General features: G+C 73.7%; 17 protein-coding genes. 4 read left to right on the forward strand and 13 right to left on the reverse strand.

Annotated features, from left to right (window positions below):
* Positions 1-111: 111 nt before the first annotated feature.
* Positions 112-1,068, reverse strand: coding sequence for a nucleoside hydrolase (locus tag J3P30_RS00585; RefSeq protein WP_210478945.1), 957 nt, complete (start codon positions 1,066-1,068; stop codon positions 112-114).
* Entirely contained in the window at positions 1,065-2,309 is a 1,245-nt protein-coding gene (locus J3P30_RS00590; RefSeq protein ID WP_210478947.1) for an MFS transporter, read from the reverse strand. Before J3P30_RS00590 ends, J3P30_RS00585 begins: the two co-directional genes overlap by 4 nt.
* 81 nt (positions 2,310-2,390) lie before the next feature.
* On the opposite strand from J3P30_RS00590, the gene J3P30_RS00595 reads away from it, so the two are divergent.
* Positions 2,391-3,023: a hypothetical protein gene (locus tag J3P30_RS00595; protein WP_210478948.1), complete on the forward strand. Its 633-nt coding sequence runs from the start codon at positions 2,391-2,393 to the stop codon at positions 3,021-3,023.
* On the opposite strand, the gene J3P30_RS00600 is transcribed toward J3P30_RS00595, so the two are convergent.
* Genes J3P30_RS00600 through truB form a run of 4 tightly spaced genes read right to left on the reverse strand, consistent with a single transcriptional unit; the run spans position 3,014 to position 5,712 of the window.
* Positions 3,014-3,961, reverse strand: coding sequence for a bifunctional riboflavin kinase/FAD synthetase (locus tag J3P30_RS00600; RefSeq protein ID WP_210478949.1), 948 nt, complete (start codon positions 3,959-3,961; stop codon positions 3,014-3,016). The two genes, J3P30_RS00595 and J3P30_RS00600, sit on opposite strands and share 10 nt — an antisense overlap.
* On the reverse strand, positions 3,958-4,395 hold the full coding sequence (locus J3P30_RS00605; protein ID WP_210478950.1) for a hypothetical protein: 438 nt from the start codon (positions 4,393-4,395) through the stop codon (positions 3,958-3,960). The genes J3P30_RS00600 and J3P30_RS00605 overlap by 4 nt, the downstream gene beginning before the upstream one ends.
* A 25-nt stretch (positions 4,396-4,420) precedes the next feature.
* Positions 4,421-4,789, reverse strand: coding sequence for a hypothetical protein (locus tag J3P30_RS00610; protein ID WP_210478951.1), 369 nt, complete (start codon positions 4,787-4,789; stop codon positions 4,421-4,423).
* Entirely contained in the window at positions 4,786-5,712 is a 927-nt protein-coding gene (truB, locus tag J3P30_RS00615) for a tRNA pseudouridine(55) synthase TruB (RefSeq protein WP_210478952.1), read from the reverse strand. The genes J3P30_RS00610 and truB overlap by 4 nt, the downstream gene beginning before the upstream one ends.
* Before the next feature lie 43 nt (positions 5,713-5,755).
* Here truB and J3P30_RS00620 point away from each other — a divergent pair, with 43 nt between their 5' ends.
* Complete coding sequence (locus J3P30_RS00620; protein ID WP_210478954.1) at positions 5,756-6,748, forward strand: ketopantoate reductase family protein; 993 nt, start codon at positions 5,756-5,758, stop codon at positions 6,746-6,748.
* On the opposite strand, the gene J3P30_RS00625 is transcribed toward J3P30_RS00620, so the two are convergent.
* Positions 6,745-9,462 (reverse strand): BTAD domain-containing putative transcriptional regulator, encoded by a 2,718-nt coding sequence (locus J3P30_RS00625; protein WP_210478956.1) that lies wholly within the window; start codon positions 9,460-9,462, stop codon positions 6,745-6,747. The two genes, J3P30_RS00620 and J3P30_RS00625, sit on opposite strands and share 4 nt — an antisense overlap.
* A gap of 81 nt (positions 9,463-9,543) precedes the next feature.
* Positions 9,544-9,819 (reverse strand): winged helix-turn-helix domain-containing protein, encoded by a 276-nt coding sequence (locus J3P30_RS00630; RefSeq protein ID WP_210478958.1) that lies wholly within the window; start codon positions 9,817-9,819, stop codon positions 9,544-9,546.
* Positions 9,820-9,944: 125 nt separating this feature from the next.
* Here J3P30_RS00630 and J3P30_RS00635 point away from each other — a divergent pair, with 125 nt between their 5' ends.
* Positions 9,945-10,343 (forward strand): hypothetical protein, encoded by a 399-nt coding sequence (locus tag J3P30_RS00635; protein ID WP_210478960.1) that lies wholly within the window; start codon positions 9,945-9,947, stop codon positions 10,341-10,343.
* 5 nt (positions 10,344-10,348) lie between these two features.
* On the opposite strand, the gene J3P30_RS00640 is transcribed toward J3P30_RS00635, so the two are convergent.
* Entirely contained in the window at positions 10,349-10,951 is a 603-nt protein-coding gene (locus tag J3P30_RS00640; protein WP_210478963.1) for a hypothetical protein, read from the reverse strand.
* Positions 10,952-10,993: 42 nt separating this feature from the next.
* Here J3P30_RS00640 and J3P30_RS00645 point away from each other — a divergent pair, with 42 nt between their 5' ends.
* On the forward strand, positions 10,994-11,869 hold the full coding sequence (locus J3P30_RS00645; RefSeq protein ID WP_210478965.1) for an A/G-specific adenine glycosylase: 876 nt from the start codon (positions 10,994-10,996) through the stop codon (positions 11,867-11,869).
* 245 nt (positions 11,870-12,114) lie between these two features.
* On the opposite strand, the gene rbfA is transcribed toward J3P30_RS00645, so the two are convergent.
* The 4 genes from rbfA to J3P30_RS00665 all read right to left on the reverse strand — a co-directional run bounded on the left by rbfA (position 12,115) and on the right by J3P30_RS00665 (position 17,602).
* Complete coding sequence (gene rbfA, locus J3P30_RS00650; protein WP_210478967.1) at positions 12,115-12,555, reverse strand: 30S ribosome-binding factor RbfA; 441 nt, start codon at positions 12,553-12,555, stop codon at positions 12,115-12,117.
* A gap of 123 nt (positions 12,556-12,678) precedes the next feature.
* The gene (gene infB, locus J3P30_RS00655; RefSeq protein ID WP_307807337.1) at positions 12,679-15,534 is read right to left on the reverse strand and encodes a translation initiation factor IF-2; all 2,856 of its coding nucleotides are present in this window, start codon (positions 15,532-15,534) and stop codon (positions 12,679-12,681) included.
* Between the two features lie 270 nt (positions 15,535-15,804).
* Positions 15,805-16,548 (reverse strand): ThuA domain-containing protein, encoded by a 744-nt coding sequence (locus J3P30_RS00660; protein ID WP_210478969.1) that lies wholly within the window; start codon positions 16,546-16,548, stop codon positions 15,805-15,807.
* A gap of 16 nt (positions 16,549-16,564) precedes the next feature.
* Complete coding sequence (locus J3P30_RS00665) at positions 16,565-17,602, reverse strand: zinc-binding dehydrogenase (protein WP_210478970.1); 1,038 nt, start codon at positions 17,600-17,602, stop codon at positions 16,565-16,567.
* Between the last annotated feature and the right edge of the window lie 5 nt (positions 17,603-17,607).

Genomic DNA, 17,607 nt, shown 5'->3' on the forward strand with positions numbered 1-17,607 from the left:
CAGGAGAATCAACGCCGATCAGGAGGAGCCCGCGTTCCCGCACGCGGATCAGGAGGACACGCCGTGCTGCACGGCGGATCTCCTGATCCGCGCACACCCCGAGGTTCCGGTTCACGCGTCGAGGGACTCCAGCCGGGCCACCAGCCGGTCGACGAACCCGCCTGTCGTCCGCAGGACCACACGCACCGTCGCGCCCTCCTGATCCGGGTGCCCGCGGTACCGGCCGCGCGTGTCCGCGACCGTCGCCCCGCGCGCCGGTCCGTTGCCGCACTCCACCTCGACGCGCACCCGCGGGCAGACCGTGGGCACGACCTCCCCGGTGAGCACTCCCGCGGCGAGCGCGTCGTGCTGGGGCGCCGCCCGGCGTCCGAGGATCGGGGTGTAGAAGTCCATGTAGTGGTCGCTGATCGCGGCGACGAAGCGCCCCACCGCGCCGCCCTCCGCCAGCCGGGCGCAGTGCTCCTCGGTGAGCTGCTCGGGCACCGTCACATCGAGCGGGACGAGGGTGACCGGCCACCCGGCCGACAGCACCACCTGCGCGGCCTCAGGGTCGTGGGCGATGTTCGCCTCGGCCGCCGGCGTCCGGTTGCCGGGGACCTCGGCGGCTCCGCCCATCACGACCACGTCCCGGATCCGCGACGGCAGGGACGGATCCGCCCGCAGTGCGAGCGCGAGGTTGGTGAGCGCGCCCGTGGCGAGGATCCGCAGCCGGCCCTCGTGCTCGCGGGAGAGGTCGTCGAGGAGCCGAAGCGCGGGGCGCGGATCGACCAGCGACTCGTCGGCCTCCCCGAGCCCCGCGTCGCCCATCCCGTCGGCGCCGTGCACGTGCGTCGAGTGGGGCAGCGGGTCCGCGAGGAGCGGCCGCTCAGCACCGACCGCGACCGGGATCCCGGTGCGCCCGGCGAGGGCGAGCACGCGCAGCGTGTTGAGCGCGCCCGCACGCGCCGCCGTGTTGCCGGCGACGGTGGTGATCCCCACGATCTCCACGTCCGGGACTGCGAGGAGGTAGAGCAGCGCGACCGCGTCGTCGATGCCGGTGTCGCAGTCGACGAGCACCGAAACCGTCATCGCGCCGTCCCCGAGCGCGGCGCCAGGTCGTCCTCCAGCATCCGGGGCCGCGCGAGCGCGATGGCGGCGGGGATCGCCGCGACGCCCAGCGCGGAGACGAGCAGCAGCGGCAGGGTCCAGCCGCCCGAGACCTGATGGAGCAGTCCGACGAGCAGGGGGCCTGTGGCGCCGACCGTGTAGCCGACGCCCTGCGTGAACCCGCTGAGCGCCGCCGAGCCCTCGTGCGTGCGCGTCCGCAGGTTGATGAGGATGATCGCGAGCGGGAACAGGAGCGGGCCGAGACCGGCGGCGGTCACCCACAGCCACGTCGCCGTTCCGGGCGCCAGCAGGAGCCCGACGTACCCGAGCAGGAAGAACGCGACGCCCGGGTAGACGAGCAGGCCCGCGTTGCGCATCCGCACCGCGAGCAGCGGGACGAGCACCGCGACCGGGAAGCCCGCGATCGAGTAGAGGGACAGCAGCGCGCCGGCGGCGAACATGTCGATCCCAGCGGTGTCCACGAGGATCTGCGGCAGCCAGGCGAACATGGCGTAGGCGTTGAAGCTCGAGGACGCGAACACCGTCGCGGTCGACCAGGCGACCGGCGAGCGCCAGGTGCGGCCGAGCGGCGGCGGCTCCTCGACCTCCGGGTCGTTGCCGAGGGCCGCGGCGGAGCGGAGGCGGCGCTCCCGCAGCCAGACCGCGATCCAGGGCGCCACCGCCGTGAGGGCGACGAAACCCCAGACCGCGAGGTCGAGGCGCCAGCCGGCGGTCGCCGCCAGCGGGGCGGACACGAGCGGCGGCACCGCGGCGCTCGTCGCGAGCAGCGCGCTCGACAGCGCGGTGAGCGTCCCGATCCGGTCCGGGAAGTACCGCTTCACGGCGGGCGGGAGCAGGACGTTGCCGACGCCCACGGCGGCGAGCGTGAGGAGGCTGCCGCCGAACAGCACGCCGTAGTCGGGGGCGATGCTGCGAACGAGGTGCCCGGCCGTCATCGCGGCGGCGGCCACGAGGATCGCGGTGTCGAGGCCGATCCGGCGCCCGATCGCCGGCGCGAGGAGCCCGAAGACCGCGAACGAGATGGGCGGCAGCGTCCCGAGGATGCCGATGCCGACGCTCGTCAGCACGATGTCCTCGCCGATCTCGCCGAAGACGGGCGACAGGGAGGCGACGGCCGTACGCAGGTTGAGCGCCAGCAGCACGATCGCGGCGAGCGTGAGGAGACGGCCGGTCCGCGTCGGGAGGGCTGGCGCGGCGCTCACCGATCCAGCCTAGGCCGCGCCGCGGAACAGGGACGCCGGGTGGGGCATGTGCCGCGGCGCCACGGGACCTAGGCTGTGCGCATGTCGGACCTTCGGCGGCGTCTTCCCCGGCTGAGGCTGAGGCGCGGGGCCGCGAGCTCGGCCCCTCCCCGCGACTGGCGGCCCCGCATCGCCTCGGCCGTGCGTGCGCTCGCCGAGCAGCTCGCCGTGCTGCCGGAGGAGGGCTGGTCGGCGCAGACGCTGTCCCCGCGGCCGGGAGGCGGACGGGTGGAGGACGTCGTGGCGGACCTCGCGCGCCGTCTCTCCTCCCCCCGACTGCGGCTCGTCCTGCCCGCGAGAGCGGACGCCCCGGCCAGGGACGAGCTGCTCCTGCGGCTCCGCTCCGCGGCCGACCGGGCGGGGTCCGGGCGGGGCCGCCACGGCCTCGGCGAGCTGACCGCCGTCGTCCAGGCGTGCTACGACATCACGGTGCCGCTGGGGCTCCCCGACCCGGTGGCGCCCGACGCATCCCAGGCGGTCGCGCGCGGACGTGTCGCGCTGGGCTCCGCCGAGCTCCGCGCGCTGCTGCGGGGTCGCTCCCTCGTCGCGGACGACGCAGGCTGGCGCATCGGATCCGGACCGGAGATCCGCGGCCCGGCAGGCGTGCTGGTGTCCTGGCTCTGCGGCCGTCCCGTCGTGCCGGTCTTCCCGCCGAGGGGAACCGGTCAGGCCTGAGCCGCGAGCAGCGTCCGCGCCTGCGAGACGTCGCGGCCCATCTGCTCGATCAGCGGACCGATGCCCTCGTAGGCCACCATGCCGCGCAGCCGGTGGGCGAACTCCACGTCGACGAGGTGACCGTACAGGTCGAGGTCCTCGTCGAGCACGTACGCCTCGACCTGCTTGCGCGCCACGTCGCCGAAGGTCGGGTTGGTGCCGACCGAGATCGCGGCGGGGTAGCGGGGCGTCCCGGGCGCCGACCGGTCGGTGAGCCAGCCGGCGTAGACGCCGTCCCCCGGCGCCAGGCCCTCCGACTCGGCGGCCAGGTTCGCCGTCGGGTAGCCGAGCTCCCGGCCCCTCCGCAGGCCCGGGACCACGACCCCGCGCACCCGAGGCGCCCTGCCGAGGAGGATGGCCGCGCCGTCCACGTCGCCCTCGTCGAGGAGCGCACGGATGCGGGACGACGAGGCCCGTCCCCCCTCCGACACGACGTCGCCGACGACGACCACCTCGAAGCCGTGGAGGCGGCCGAGCTCGCGCAGGGTCTCGACGTTCCCCGCGCCTCCGGCGCCGAAGCGGAAGTCGTCGCCGACGAGGACGACCCGGGCCTCGAGCGCCGTGGCGAGGACCCGCTCCGCGAACTCCTCCGGCGTCCACGACGCGAGCCGGTGGTCGAAGGCGAGGACGACCGTGGCGGCGACCCCCGCCTCCTCGAGCAGCTCGAGCTTCTGGGGCAGGCTCACGAGGTTCTGCGGGCAGGCCTCGGGGCGCAGCACGGCGAGCGGGTTCCGGTCGAAGGTGACGACGACCGGGGTGACGCCGCGCCGCGCCGCCTCCTCGAGGAGGGCACCGATGACGGCGCGGTGCCCGGCGTGGACGCCGTCGAACTTGCCGATCGTCACGGCGCTCGGGCGGACGCCCTCCGGCACCCGGTCGAGCGACTCGACGACGATCATGACGCGTCCCGGACGGTGCCCGGCCGGTGCCGCGCGAGCCAGAGCATGCCGAGGACGGGCACGACGAGCGGCACGAAGAGGTAGCCGCCTCCGTAGTAGGACCAGACGGTGTCCCGCGGGAAGAGCTCGGCGTCGACGATGCTCAGCGTTCCGACCGTGAGCACGAACAGGAGCTCGAACCCGATCGTGATCCAGGCGACCCGGTACCACCCCCGGCCGGGCGCCACGAGCGCCACCGTGGCGAGGATGTAGACCACCGCCGCGAGCGCGGACAGCGAGTAGGCGAGCGGGGCCTCCGAGTAGTCGCTCAGGATCTGCACGGTGGACCGGCCGGTCGCTGCGAGCGCGAGGATGCCGTACACCGCGACGAGGACGAGCCCGATCCCGCTGATCCGCCGGCGCCGCGAGGTGGAGGCGGGCGAGGTCGCTGTCATGGCCCTTCGATTATCCCGCACCTCGTCAGGCCAGCTGCACCGTCCAGATCACGTGCATGCGGTAGAGCATCACGGCGACCGCGAGGCAGGCGACCCCGACGACGACCGTGCTCCAGCGGCTCCGCTCGAGCAGGGCCCAGAGGATCGCGACCGGCGGGAGGATGAACGCCGAGATCAGGTACGCCCAGAACTCGTACGGGTTGCCGGTCGGGTCGTTGCCGGTGAGCGGGGCGACGATCGCCATCACGATCTGCGCGAGCAGGAGCACCCCGAGCAGCGCGGCGCCCGCCATCGTGAGGTCGGAGGGCGGACGCTTGGCGAGGCCGAACGCCACGGCGAGGAGTCCCGCGAGGACCGCCACGACGATCTGGACGACGGTGTACCACAGGATCATCGGGCCGCCTCCGGCTGCACGGACGAGGGGAAGCCGGTCAGCACCCGCGCTCGGCCCGCCGCCACCGTGACGAGGGCGACGAGCCGCCCCGAGGACACGACGGCGAGCGGTCCCCCGTCCGGGCGCTCGAGCGGGATGCGCTTGCCGTGTCCGAGGTCCACGGCGGCGGCCGCGTCCACCTCGGCGGTCGGCAGGACGCGCGCGGCGGCCTCGGCCGGTGCGAGCAGGGGCGTCGCAGGGCCGAGCCCGTCGAGGGCGGCCGCGTCGGCGACCGAGAAGGGACCGACCGCCACGCGGCGCAAGGCCGTCAGGTGGCCGCCGACGCCGAGCGCGCGCCCGAGATCGCGGGCGAGGGCCCGGATGTAGGTGCCGGAGGAGCAGGCGACCCGCACGTCGAGGTCCACCGCCCCCTCGGCGTCACCGGGGAGGGACCGCCCGAGCACCGCGAACTCGGAGACCCGCACGGGCCGTGCCGCCAGCTCGACGTCCTCGCCCGCGCGCACCCGCGCATAGCTGCGGCGGCCGTCCACCTTGATCGCGCTGACCGAGCTCGGCACCTGCTCCAGGTCCCCGGTCAGAGCCGCCACGGCGTCCCGGATGCGCGAATCGTCGACGGAACGGGCGTCGGCCGGCTCCCCGATCGCCTCGCCCTCGCGGTCGTCCGTCGTGGTGGCGGAGCCGAGGCGGACGGTCGCCAGGTACACCTTGTCCAGCCCGACCAGGTAGGTGAGGAGCCGGGTCGAAGGACCGAGTCCCAGGAGGAGCAGGCCGGTCGCCATCGGGTCCAGCGTCCCCGCGTGCCCGACCTTCCGCGTCCCGTACGCGCGGCGTGCGCGGGCGACGACACCGTGGCTCGTGATGCCCTCCGGTTTGTCGACGAGGACCACGCCGTCGGGCTCGTCGATCTCGAGCGGGCCCGGCATGCTCGCACTCTAACAGCGCCCGTCCCCGGCCTAGGATCGGGGCGTGCGGGTCGGCGTTCTCGGGGTGGGCGCCGTCGGAGGGGCGCTCGCCGCCGTCCTCGACCGCGCCGGCCACCGCGTGTCCGTCGCGGTGCGCGCGGACGCCGCGGCCGGGATCACCGAGCGGGGCATCCGGCTGACGGGCGCCTGGGGCGACACGACGGCGCGCGTCGAGGCGGCCACCGGGCTCACCGAGCCGCACGAGCTGGTGCTGGTGGCGACCAAGGCGATGGACGCCCGGGCGGCGATCGAGGCGAGCCGGGACGCCTGCCGCGGCGGGACCGTCGTGGTGGTGCAGAACGGCCTCGAGGGCGCCGACCGCGCGAGGGAGCTGCTCCCGGAGTCGCGGGTCCTCGGCGGGCTCGCGCTCTTCGCCGCGTCCCTGGTCGGACCCGGCGAGGTCCGGATCACCGCTCCGGGCGACCTGTACGTGGGTCCCGCCGCGCCGGAGGATCCGATCGTCGCCGTCCTCGCCGGGGCGCTGCCCACTCGGGCGGTGCAGGACCTCCGAGGCATGCAGTGGACCAAGCTCGTCGTCAATCAGGTGAACGCGCTGCCCGCCATCACCGGGCTCAGCGTCCAGGAGGTCGTCGCGCATCCCGCCCTCCGCCGCGTCCTGACGCTCAGCATCCGGGAGACTGTGCGCACCGGCCGTGCAGCAGGCGTGCGGTTCGGCAGCATGAACGGTCTCGGCGACCTCGTCCTCCGCGTCGCCGCCGCAGCGCCCGCCGGAGCCGCCGAGCTGCTCCCCCGTCGCATGGCACGCGGGATGGGCGACGTGCCGAACCCGGGATCCACGCTGCAGAGCATCCGGCGCGGCAAGCCGACGGAGATCGACTACCTGAATGGCGCCGTCGTGGCGGAGGCCACCCGGCTCGGGCGGACCGCGCCCGTCAACGAGGCCCTCACCCGCCTCGTGCACGAGGTCGAGCGGACCGGGCGCTTCCTGACGCCGGACGAGGTCGCACGGCGAGTGCGCCTCGCCATCGCGCCCTAGGCGGGGACGGGACGGGGAGCGTCGAGGAGGGCGAAGAGGTCCTCGAAGCCGAGCCGGCTCCCCCTGCGGTACTCGAGGTCGAAGTCCTCGGCGGGGAGTGCCTGGGCCACGCGGTCCCTGTGCTTCCGGGCCTCCTCCCCCTCGGCGACGACCGGGTTGTAGCCGTAGCGCACGCCGAGGCGGTCGACGGCGCCGAAGATGCGCGCCGCCTCCCGGTGCCGCTCGAGGAGGGCGAAGGCGCCGGCCAGCTGGTGGAAGCCGGCGAGCATCGACGCTCCATCGGCCGCCGACGCGGCGAGCCCGATCGAGCGTCGCAGCTCGGCGATCGCGTCCCGCCCCTTCCGCTCGTCGGTCAGCACCTTGGCCGCGACGTAGCTGGCGGAGGCCGCCATCCAGGTGTACCCGAGCCGGATGGACAGGTCGTAGGAGGCGTTGAGGCTCTCGAGCGCCTCCGCCGACTCCCCGAAGGCGCGCAGCATCTGGCCCTGGCACATGAGGAACTCGGCCTTGGCCCAGTCCTCCGCCGACTCGGCGTAGGCCTTCGCCTCCGCCATGCACCGCCGCGCCGTCTCCGGGTCGCCGAACAGCGAGCGCGCATAGCCCGTGCGCGCGAGCGCGACGGCCGGGACGGTCGTGTCCCCGGCCGCCACGGCGAGCTCGTACGCGCGGTCGAGCAGCTGGAAGGTCCGGACGGCGTCGCCCGTCTGGTACGTGAGGACCATGAGGCCGATGAGCGTGTGCGCCTCGATCATCGGGGGCAGCTCGCCCGGCACGGCGAGGGCGCGGTCGATGCTTCGGATGCCGTCGACGAGCAGTCCGCGCGTGAACCAGTGGTGGGCCTGGCTGCCCGCAGTCCTCACCGCCGCGGTCCGGTCCCCCGCCGCGATGCTGTTGTCAAGCGCGACCCGGAGGTCCGGCCGGAGCAGGTCGAGCTCGGCGTTCGCCGCCGGCGCCCGTCCGGTGCGCGTGAGCGGTCCCAGGTGCGCGGCGCGGTCGGCGAGCCACAGCCGGTGCCGCTCGAGCCAGGCGGGATCCGGCTCGTCCAGGGCGGCCGCCACCTGCTTGACCGTGTCGAGCAGCCGGTAGCGCCGATCGCCCTCGTCGCCGCGCGTGACCGCGACGAGGGACTTGTCGGCGAGCCTCGCGAGCACCGCGGCGGGGTCGTCGTCGTCGCACTCGCAGATGCCGAGCACGGCCTCCTCGGGGAAGCCGCCGGCGAAGCGCGAGAGCTGGAGGAGCAGGCTGAGCTGGGCGGGGGTGAGGAGGTCGATGCTCCAGCGCACGGCGTTCTCGACGCTGTCGTGCCGCGCCTCGCCCGAGCCCCGCTCGTCCGGTCCTGCGCCCGCGCGGACGGCCTCCAGGAGCTCCGCCCCGCTCAGCACGTCGAGGCGCGCCGCCGTGAGCTCGAGCGCGAGCGGGATCGCGTCGAGCCGGTCGCAGATCTCGCCGAACAGCTCCTCGTCGTCCCCCCTGCGCCCGCCGCGCGCGTCCGCTGCGCGCTCGGAGAACACGGCGAGGGCGTCCTCTCGGAGCAGGGGCGCGACCGGCACCACCAGCTCGCCGGGCAGGCGGAGCGGCTCCCGGCTCGTGACGAGCACCGTCACCAGGTCGCTGCGGCGGAGGATGCCGGACGCGGCTGCCGCGGCGGCGCCGACCACGTGCTCGGCGTTGTCGAGCACGATCAGCGTGGGGCGGTCGGCGAGGCGGGGCGCGAGAGCGTCGAGCGTGTGGGCGGCCGCCCCCACGGTGTCCGCGATCGCGGGCAGCACTCGGTCCGGGTCGCTCACCGAGGCGAGGTCGACGAACCACTGCTCGTCGTCCTGTCCGGAGGCGCGCGCGGCCTCGATCGCGAGCCGAGTCTTGCCCACGCCACCGGGGCCGACGAGGGTGATGAGCCGGTGCCGGCGGCGGGCTGCGGCGACGGCGTCGAGCTCGTCCTGTCGTCCGACGAAGCGGGTCAGCGGGTTGGGGACACCGGTGCGGGCCGGAGGGCGGGGTGCGCGCCCCAGCGTCGCCGGGTCGCGGCGGAGGATCCCGGATCGCAGCTCCCGCAGACGGGAGGGGATCGGACCGCCGAACCCGTCGAGCGCGTCGAGCGCCTCGGCGACTCGTCCGGAGCGAGCGAGGGCGAGCGCTGTCAGGTGGGCGACGACCTCGTCCCGCGGGTGCGCTCCGCCGTGCCGCTCCAGGGCGGCGAGCGCCTCCTCAGGCCTGCCGGCGGCGAGCAGCTCGTCGGCGTGGCGCTCCAGCACCCCCCTCCGCTCCTCGGCGAGCAGTGACCGGACGCCGGTCGCGAAGGGAGCGTCGATGCCCGCGAGCGGCACGTCGGACGAGTCCTGGAGCAGACGGGCCGAGAGCGCGGCCGCCCTCGGGCTGCCGAGCGGCAGGGCGCGCAGCTCGCCGACTCGGGCGGTGAAGGAGGGGATGTCGACGTCCTCCTCGGCGACGTCGAGGAGGTAGCCCGAGCGGTCTCCGCGGAGGACGCCTTCGAGCCCGGCGCCACGGAGGCGCGAGAGGTACGCGCGCAGGCTCGCCACCGTGTGGTCGCCCGGCTCGTCCCAGACGTCCGCGATCAGGTCCTCGGCGGGCACCGTCCTGCCGGCGTCGAGAGCGAGCCGGGCGACGATCGCACGCGGCAGCATCCCGGGCAGGGGCACAGGGCGGCCGTCGCGGACGACCGTCACGGGACCGAACAGCTCCACCGAGACGCTCATGGGTCGAGGGTACGGAAGCGCGATCGTCCCGTCCGCGCGCACGCTCGGCCTGTTGCGCCCCTGCAACCTTCCGAGACGCGCTCAGTCCTTGGTCAGAGTGCCGAGGAGCTCCCGGATCTGGTGGTGCTGCTCCATCGGGTGGCGCAGCGGCAGGTCGTCGTGGATCTCGTAGTAGTTGCGGCGTCCGTCCTTGTGGCGCTCGAGGTAGCCGGCCTCGGCCAGCTCGGCGACGATCCGCTGTGCGGCACGCTCGGTGATCCCGACCCGCTCGGACACGTCACGCAGGCGGATGCCCGGGTCGCGCGCGACGCAGAGCAGCACGCGGGCATGATTCGTGAGAAAGGTCCAGTCGGCCACGGTCCCAGGTTAGCGGACTCCTAAGACGCGACACCATATGCGCGTACTGTGTGACGCGTCAAGAGTTACGCGACTCTCTAAACGCGTTTGACAAAACACGATTTTCGCGTCGTATATTGGTCCCCATGAACCCCCCGCCGACGCCCCTCGTCCCCTCCGCGCCTCCCGCCGGCTCGTTCGCCACGGACCTGCTCGTCTACGCCGGGCGCCTCCTCGAGACCCCTTCCGGACTCGCACAGGCGGTCCTCGACTACGCGCACGCTGTGGCGCAGCGGGGAACGTCGGACGTCGTCACGGTGCCGGTCCTGCACGACGGGCAGCCCCACGAGGTCCGCCTCCTCGTCGGCGGCGCCGTGCCCCTGGCCGCGCTGTCCCCGGCGGAGGCGAGGACCAGGGAGCAGGCGCAGGCCGACCTGGACGCGCTCCGATCCCGGGTCTCGTCGTCCCCGCGCATCAGCGACGGGAACGGGTCCGAGGACGACGACTACTGGCAGACCGCCGCGTACAGCGAGTGGGAGTACTGAGCGGCTCAGCAGCTGTCGGCGAAGGTCCGCCGGGGATGCTCCGGGTCGGTGGCGTCGATGTTCGCGTTCGCTCTGGCCCGGGGCTGCACCCGGTCGAGGTAGAGCCGCTGCGCCAGGGCCCGCGGCGAGCCGGGCGCGAGACCGGCGCGCGAGAAGGCCTCCTCCGCCGGCACGAAGAGGCAGATGGTCGAGCTCCAGGAGCCGAGGAGCTCCGGTCGCAGCAGGAGAGGCCCGTCGACGATCAGGACCGCATCCCCCTCCAGCCGCCTGTCGGGCTCCTCACCCGCCGAGAGCGCGAAGGGCCGTTCCCGCCGGAAGGGCCGGACCAGCCGCTCCTGGACCGCGGTGTAGTCGTAGGCGTCGGCGTAGTACCGCTGCGCCGCCGCGTCCCCCTCGGGCTCGGCGACCAGGAAGGCGTCGATGGAGGCGCGCACGGGCATGACTCCCGCTCGCCGGAACGCCTCCGCGAGGTCGTCCGCGAACGGAGCCGTGCCGGAGCCGTCCAGACCGTCGACCGCGACGACGAGCCGGCCTCGAGGGTAGTTGTGGCGGATCTCGCCCACGAGCTCGTCGAGGACGTCGGCCTTGGCGGGAGCCCAGCGTGCCATGGCCTCACCCTACGCCGACGGGAGGGACCCTAGAGTGTCCGGGTGACGGAGGAGCTGGCGCCCGCGATCACCGGCTGGTTCGCCGTGGCGGCCCGGGATCTCCCGTGGCGCCGGCCCGGCTTCCCGGCCTGGGGCACGCTCGTGAGCGAGTTCATGCTCCAGCAGACGCCCGTGGCCCGGGTCGTCCCTCTCCTCCTCGAGTGGCTGGAGAGATGGCCCACTCCCGCGCACCTCGCGGCGGTTCCGCCCGGCGAGGCCGTCCGGGCGTGGGGCCGGCTCGGCTATCCCCGCCGAGCCCTGGCCCTGCACGGCTGCGCGGTCGCGATCGCGGAGCGGCACGGCGATCGGGTCCCGGAGGACGTCGAGGAGCTGCTCGCGCTTCCCGGGGTCGGCCCGTACACCGCGAGAGCCGTCGCCGCCTTCGCCTACGGGCACCGTCATCCGGTGGTGGACACGAACGTCCGCCGAGTCCTCGCCCGCGCGATCCGCGGCGAGGCGGAGCCGGGACCGCCGTCGACGGCCCGTGATCTGGCGCTCATGGACGAGCACCTGCCGCTTGCTCGCGAGGAGGCGCGCGCCTTCAACGCGGGGATGATGGAGCTCGGTGCGATCGTGTGCACCGCACGGGCCCCGCGCTGCGCGGAGTGCCCGATCGCGTCGCTCTGCGCCTGGCGGAACGCGGGCTACCCCGAGTACGGCGGCCCCCGGAAGCCGCGGCAGAAGCGCTACGAGGGCTCGGACCGGCAGGCCCGCGGCCGTCTCCTGGCACTCCTCCGGTCGGCCACCGCGCCCGTCGAGGAGGAGGAGCTGCTCGCGGGGTTGGAGGACCCGGAACGGGCGGCACGCGCACTCGAGGGCCTTCTCCGCGACGGCCTGGCCGAGCGGACCGCCCTCGGCGTCGTCCTGCCCGCCGCCTGAGAGGTTCCGCCCCCCCGGACTGGGTCTGTGCTGGGTGGCAGCCGGGAGCCAGCATTGTGGGTGAGCGTCGGCGGCCCGCCACCCGGCCGCCGACGCTCCCTCGAACGGCCGCGCCGGCTCCTTCCGAGCCGCAGCCGCGGGTTCAGCGTTGGAGCGCTGCCGCTGCCGCCGTGAGGGTCGCCACCCGGCCCTCGCGGCGGTCAGTGGCGCCGCAGTCCGGTCACCGCGCGCGCTCCCGGCGAGGATCAGTCCTCGTCGTCGACCTGCTCGCGCGGCTTGACGTACGGGTCGGGCTCCCCCGCGTACTGGGCCGTGCGCGCGAGCGCCCTGGCCTCCTCGTCGCGCTGCCGCGCCTCCTCGAGGAGCGACTGGATGCGAGCAGCGTTCTCGGGGACCGCGTCGAGGATGAACTCGAGGCTCGGGGTCGTCCGAGCCGTGATGTTGCGGCCCACCTCGGTGCGGAGCATCCCGGTCGCCGCCTTGAGCGCGGCGGCGCTGTCCGCCCGCTCCTCCTCGGTGCCGTAGACGGTGTAGAAGACCGACGCGTGCTGCAGATCGCCCGTCATGCGGACGTCCGTGATCGTCACGAAGCCGAGGCGCGGGTCACGGATGCCCTTGTCCAGCCGGCGGGCGATGATCTCCTTGATCCGGTCCGCGAGCTTGGCGGCGCGAGTGGGGTCGGCCATGGCGTGTCTCCTTCGAGAACGGGGTTAACCGGCAGTTCCGGCGCGGGATGCCTCTACAGGCACCCTGCGCCGGAACCCGGCTCGTGGAAAGGGGGTTGCTAGGACCGGACGCTGGTCGCGTCCTTAGGCCCGGACCTTCTCCTTCATCTCGATCGTCTCGATCTCGTCGCCGATCTGGATGTCGTTGAACTTGCCCAGGCCGATACCGCACTCGTAGCCCTCGCGGACCTCGGTGACGTCGTCCTTGAACCGGCGCAGCGACTCGATCGCCAGCTTGTCGCCGACCACGACGCCGTTCCGGATGACCCGGGCCTGGGCGTTGCGGGTGATCGTCCCGGAACGGACGAGCACACCGGCGATGTTGCCGAACTTGGACGAGCGGAAGACCTCGCGGATCTCCGCGACACCCGACTGGACCTCCTCGAACTCGGGCTTGAGCATGCCCTTGAGCGAGTTCTCGATGTCCTCGAGTGCCGAGTAGATGACGGAGTAGAACCGGATGTCCACACCCTCGCGGGCGGCCCGCTCGCGCGCCTTGTTGTCGGGGCGCACGTTGAAGCCGACGATGATGGCGTTGTCGACGGTCGCGAGGTTGACGTCGCTCTCCGTGACCGCACCGACACCGCGGTGGATGATCCGCAGCTGCACCGACTCGTCCACGTCGATCTTGAGCATCGCCTCCTCCAGCGCCTCGACGGCACCGGAGACGTCGCCCTTGATGATGAGGTTGAGCGAGTCGACCTTGCCCTCTTCGAGGGCGCGGGTGAAGTCCTCGAGCGAGATGCGCTTGCGGGCCTTCGCGAGCGACGCGTTGCGCTCGACGGCCTCGCGCTTCTCGGCGATCTGCCGCGCGGTGCGGTCCTCCTCGGTGACGAGGAAGGTGTCACCGGCGCGGGGCACCGTGGACAGACCCTGCACCTGGACCGGACGCGACGGGTAGGCCTCCGCCACCGTCTCGCCGTTCTCGTCCATCATCGCCCGCACACGGCCGTAGGCCGTGCCGGCGACGATCGCGTCCCCGACGCGCAGCGTCCCGGACTGGATGAGCACGGTCGCGACCGCACCGCGGCCCTTGTCGAGGCGGGCCTCGATGGCGACGCCGCGCGCGTCCTTGTTCGGGTTCGCGCGGAGATCCAGGCCGGCGTCGGCGGTCAGCAGCACGGCGTCGAGGAGGTCCTCGATGCCGAGGCCGGTCAGCGCCGAGACGTCGACGAACATCGTGTCGCCGCCGTACTCCTCGGCCACGAGACCGAACTCGGTGAGCTGCTGGCGGACCTTGGCGGGGTTGGCCCCCTCCTTGTCCACCTTGTTCACCGCGACGACGATCGGGACGTTCGCCGCCTGGGCGTGGTTCAGGGCCTCCACCGTCTGCGGCATGATGCCGTCGTCGGCGGCGACCACGAGGATCGCCAGGTCGGTCACCTGCGCACCCCGGGCACGCATGGCGGTGAACGCCTCGTGACCGGGGGTGTCGATGAAGGTGATGGCACGCTCGATGCCCTCGTGTTCCGTCCACACCTGGTACGCACCGATGTGCTGCGTGATGCCTCCGGCCTCGCCCGCGATGACATTCGTCTTGCGGATGGCGTCGAGCAGGCGCGTCTTTCCGTGGTCGACGTGACCCATGACGGTGACGACCGGCGGGCGGACGACGAGGTCCTCGTCGGTCTCGTCCTCGAGCTCCTGGTCGAGGTCGATGTCGAAGCCCTCGAGGAGCTCCTTGTCCTCGTCCTCGGGCGAGACCATCTGGATCTTGTAGCCGAGCTCCTCGCCGAGCACCGCGAAGGTGGCCTCGTCGAGCGACTCCGTCGCGGTCGCCATCTCACCGAGGTGGAAGAGGACCGTGACGATGTTGCCGGGACTCGCGTCGATCTTGTCGGCGAAGTCCGTGATGGACGCGCCCCGACGCAGGCGGATGACGGTGCTGCCGTCGCCGCGCGGGACGCTCACGCCGCCGAGCGACGGGGCCTCCCGCATCTCGAACTCTTGGCGCTTCGTCCGCTTCGACTTGCGAGCCTTGCTCTTGCCGCCGCCACGGCCGAAGGCACCCGCGGTGCCGCCGCCGGGACCGCGACCACGGCCGCCGCCACCGCCGGCCGGGCGGGGACCGCCGAAGCCGGTGCTGGGAGCGCCGCCGGGACGCTGGAAGCCGCCGCCGGCGCCTGCCGGGCGGCCGGGGCCGCCGGGACGCTGGAAGCCGCCGGGACGCTGACCAGGAGCACCGGGACGGGCGCCGGGAGCGCCGGGGCGGGCGCCCTGACCGGGAGCGCCGGGACGCGGCGCGCCGGGACGCGGAGCGGCGGGACGCGGGATGTTGCCCGCGGGGCCGCGGCCCATGCCCTGGCTGCTCGCGAACGGGTTGTTGCCCGGGCGCGGGGCGCCGGGACGCTGCATCCCCTGGCTGCTCGCATAGGGGTTGTTGCCCGGGCGCGGGGCGCCGGGACGCGGAACGGGACGCGGGATCGCGCCGGCACCGGGGGTCTGCGCGGCCGGGGTCTGCGGGGCCGGCGCCTGCGCGGCGGGTCGCTCCGACTCGGCGGGGCGGGGCGCGGCCGGCTGACCCGGGCGGGGACCGGTGCTGCGGGGGCCGTCGGGACGGGGGCCGTCCTGACGGGGGCCGTCCTGGCGGGGGACGTCGGTGCGTGGGGCCTCGGTGCGAGGCGCCTCCGAGCGCGGGGCCTGAGCCCGCGGGGCCGGCGTGCGGGCGGGCTGGGGAGCCTGCGGTGCCGCAGGCGCGGCCGCCCGGGGTGCCTCGGCGGGACGCGCCGGGCCGGGGGTCGGGGCCGACGGGGCCTTGCCGTTGCCGTCGACCTTGCCCTCCGCCTGAAGCGCCGCCCTCAGCTTGCGGGCGACGGGCGGCTCGATGCTCGACGACGGTCCCTTGACGAACTCTCCCATCTCCTTGAGCTTCGCCAGGGCGACCTTGGTGTCGACGCCGAGGTCACTCGCGACCTCGTGCACGCGTGGTTTCGCTGCCACATTTCTCCTGTCTGGGATCCACCCAGACAGGGTGGACCGTTAGTGGTGAGGGGAACTCATTTCGAGTCGCTCATCAGTTGTCCATAAGCCGTTCAGCCTGTTCTCTCGGTCGAACCTCCGTCCCGCATGCAGGCGGGACGCGTCCCGAAGGACGCGTGGAGGAGGGAACCTGTCCAGTGTACCCGCAACCCTGGAGGGCGCGAGGCGGGCCGGTGCGCTCGAGGCGCTTCCGGGACAACGGCACTCGCCGCCGCCGTATTCCGTCCGCCGCTAGGCGAACCACTCCCTCGACGGGTTGGTGACGGCGGGGACCTCCCGCTCGATGCGGGGCTGCGCCGCCCAGCGCGCGCCGTTCGCGAGGACCCGCCGCACGGTCGGGTGGTTGTAGACGGGGTACTCCTGGTCGCCCGGGCTGAAGTAGAAGATGCGCCCGCGCCCGCGGGTGAAGGTGACGCCGGAGCGGAAGACCTCGCCGCCCTCGAAGGAGCTGATGAAGATCAGCTCGTCGGGCGCCGGGATGTCGAAGAGCTCGCCGTACATCTCCTGCTCGGGGATGACGATCGGGCTCTCGATGCCCTCGGCGATGGGATGAGCGGGGGCGACGGTCCAGACGAGCTCCCGGCCGCCGTCGTTACGCCAGGCGAGGGAGCAGGTCGTGCCCATGAGCCGGGTGAAGATCTTCGAGAAGTGCCCGGAATGGAGGACGAGCAGTCCCATCCCGCCGAGAACGTGCCGCTGCACGCGGTCGACGACCTCGTCGGACACGTCGCCGTGCGCGGCGTGCCCCCACCACAGGAGCACGTCGGTGCCGGCGAGCGCCTCCTCGGTCAGCCCGTGCTCGGGCTCGTCGAGGACCGCGGTGCGGATCGTCGCGTCCGGGAGATGCTCGGCGAGGCCCTCGGCGATCGCGCCGTGCATGCCGTTCGGGTAGTTCTGCCCGATCGAGGGCGGGGAGTTGCGGCGCTCGTGCACGCCCTCGTTCCAGACGGTGATCCGCAGCCCTGTGCTCTGCACGTGCCCTGCCCTTCGATCAGACCGGCTGGAGCGGGGATCCGTCCAGCTCGCCGTGCGGGAGGAGGATGATCTTCCCGCACACGCCCGCGTCCTGGATGTCCATCGCCTCCGAGACGTCCTCGAGCGGCAGAGCGTGCGTGACCATTGTGTCGATGAGCGGCCCCGCCTTGCGCACGGTCCGCCACATCTCCTCCGCGTGGGTGAGGCTGTTCCAGTGCCAGACGCCGAAGATGTCGAGCCCCTGCTTCACGAGCGGCGGGAAGGTGACATCGCCTGCCCACGCCACGACGCTCAGCTTGCCGCGTGACCGGATGGAGAGCGCGAGCGCCTTCGCCGCGTTCGGGGCGCCGCTCGTCTCGATGCCCGCATCCGCTCCCCGGCCCGTGAGCTCCCGGACGAGGGCGGGCACGTCCTCCTCCATCGGGTTGAGCACGCGCTCGGCCCCGAGCTTCCGGGCGAGCTCCGCGCGGTAGGGGTGCGTCTCGATCGCGAGCACACGGGCGCCGCGGGTCACGCCCTGGACGATGGCGCCGAGCCCGACCGGGCCGCAGCCGGACACGACGAGCACGTCGAGGGCGTCGACGCCCATCCGCTCCAGGGCGCCGAAGGTGGGGCCGAAGCCGCAGCACGCCATGGCGCCGTGCACGAGAGAGATGTCGTCCGGGATCTTCACGACGAGCCAGTCGGGCTTCAGGAGGTACTGCGCGTAGGTCGCCGCGCCGTACTCCTGCCCGGTCTCGGCCAGGACGTCCCGCTGGTTCGGGCAGTGCATGTAGTCGCCGGAGGTGCAGAGGTAGCACCGGCCGCAGCCGTAGTGCGGCATGACCGCGACGCGGTCGCCGACGGCGACACGGCGGGAGTCGCCCGCGTCCACCACGACGCCCACCGCCTCGTGGCCGAGAGCGCGGTCCTCCTCGCCGTCCCGGCGCTTCTTGAACTCGGTGCACATCGGCGCCACGAGGACCTTCACCACGATCAGGTCCCCGGTCGCCTTCGGGACCGCGCGGTCCACGACCTCGACGACGCCCTGGCCGGTGATCTCCGCCGCTCTCATGCTCG

Source organism: Naasia sp. SYSU D00948 (genome assembly GCF_017916515.1).
Classification (GTDB): domain Bacteria; phylum Actinomycetota; class Actinomycetes; order Actinomycetales; family Microbacteriaceae; genus Naasia.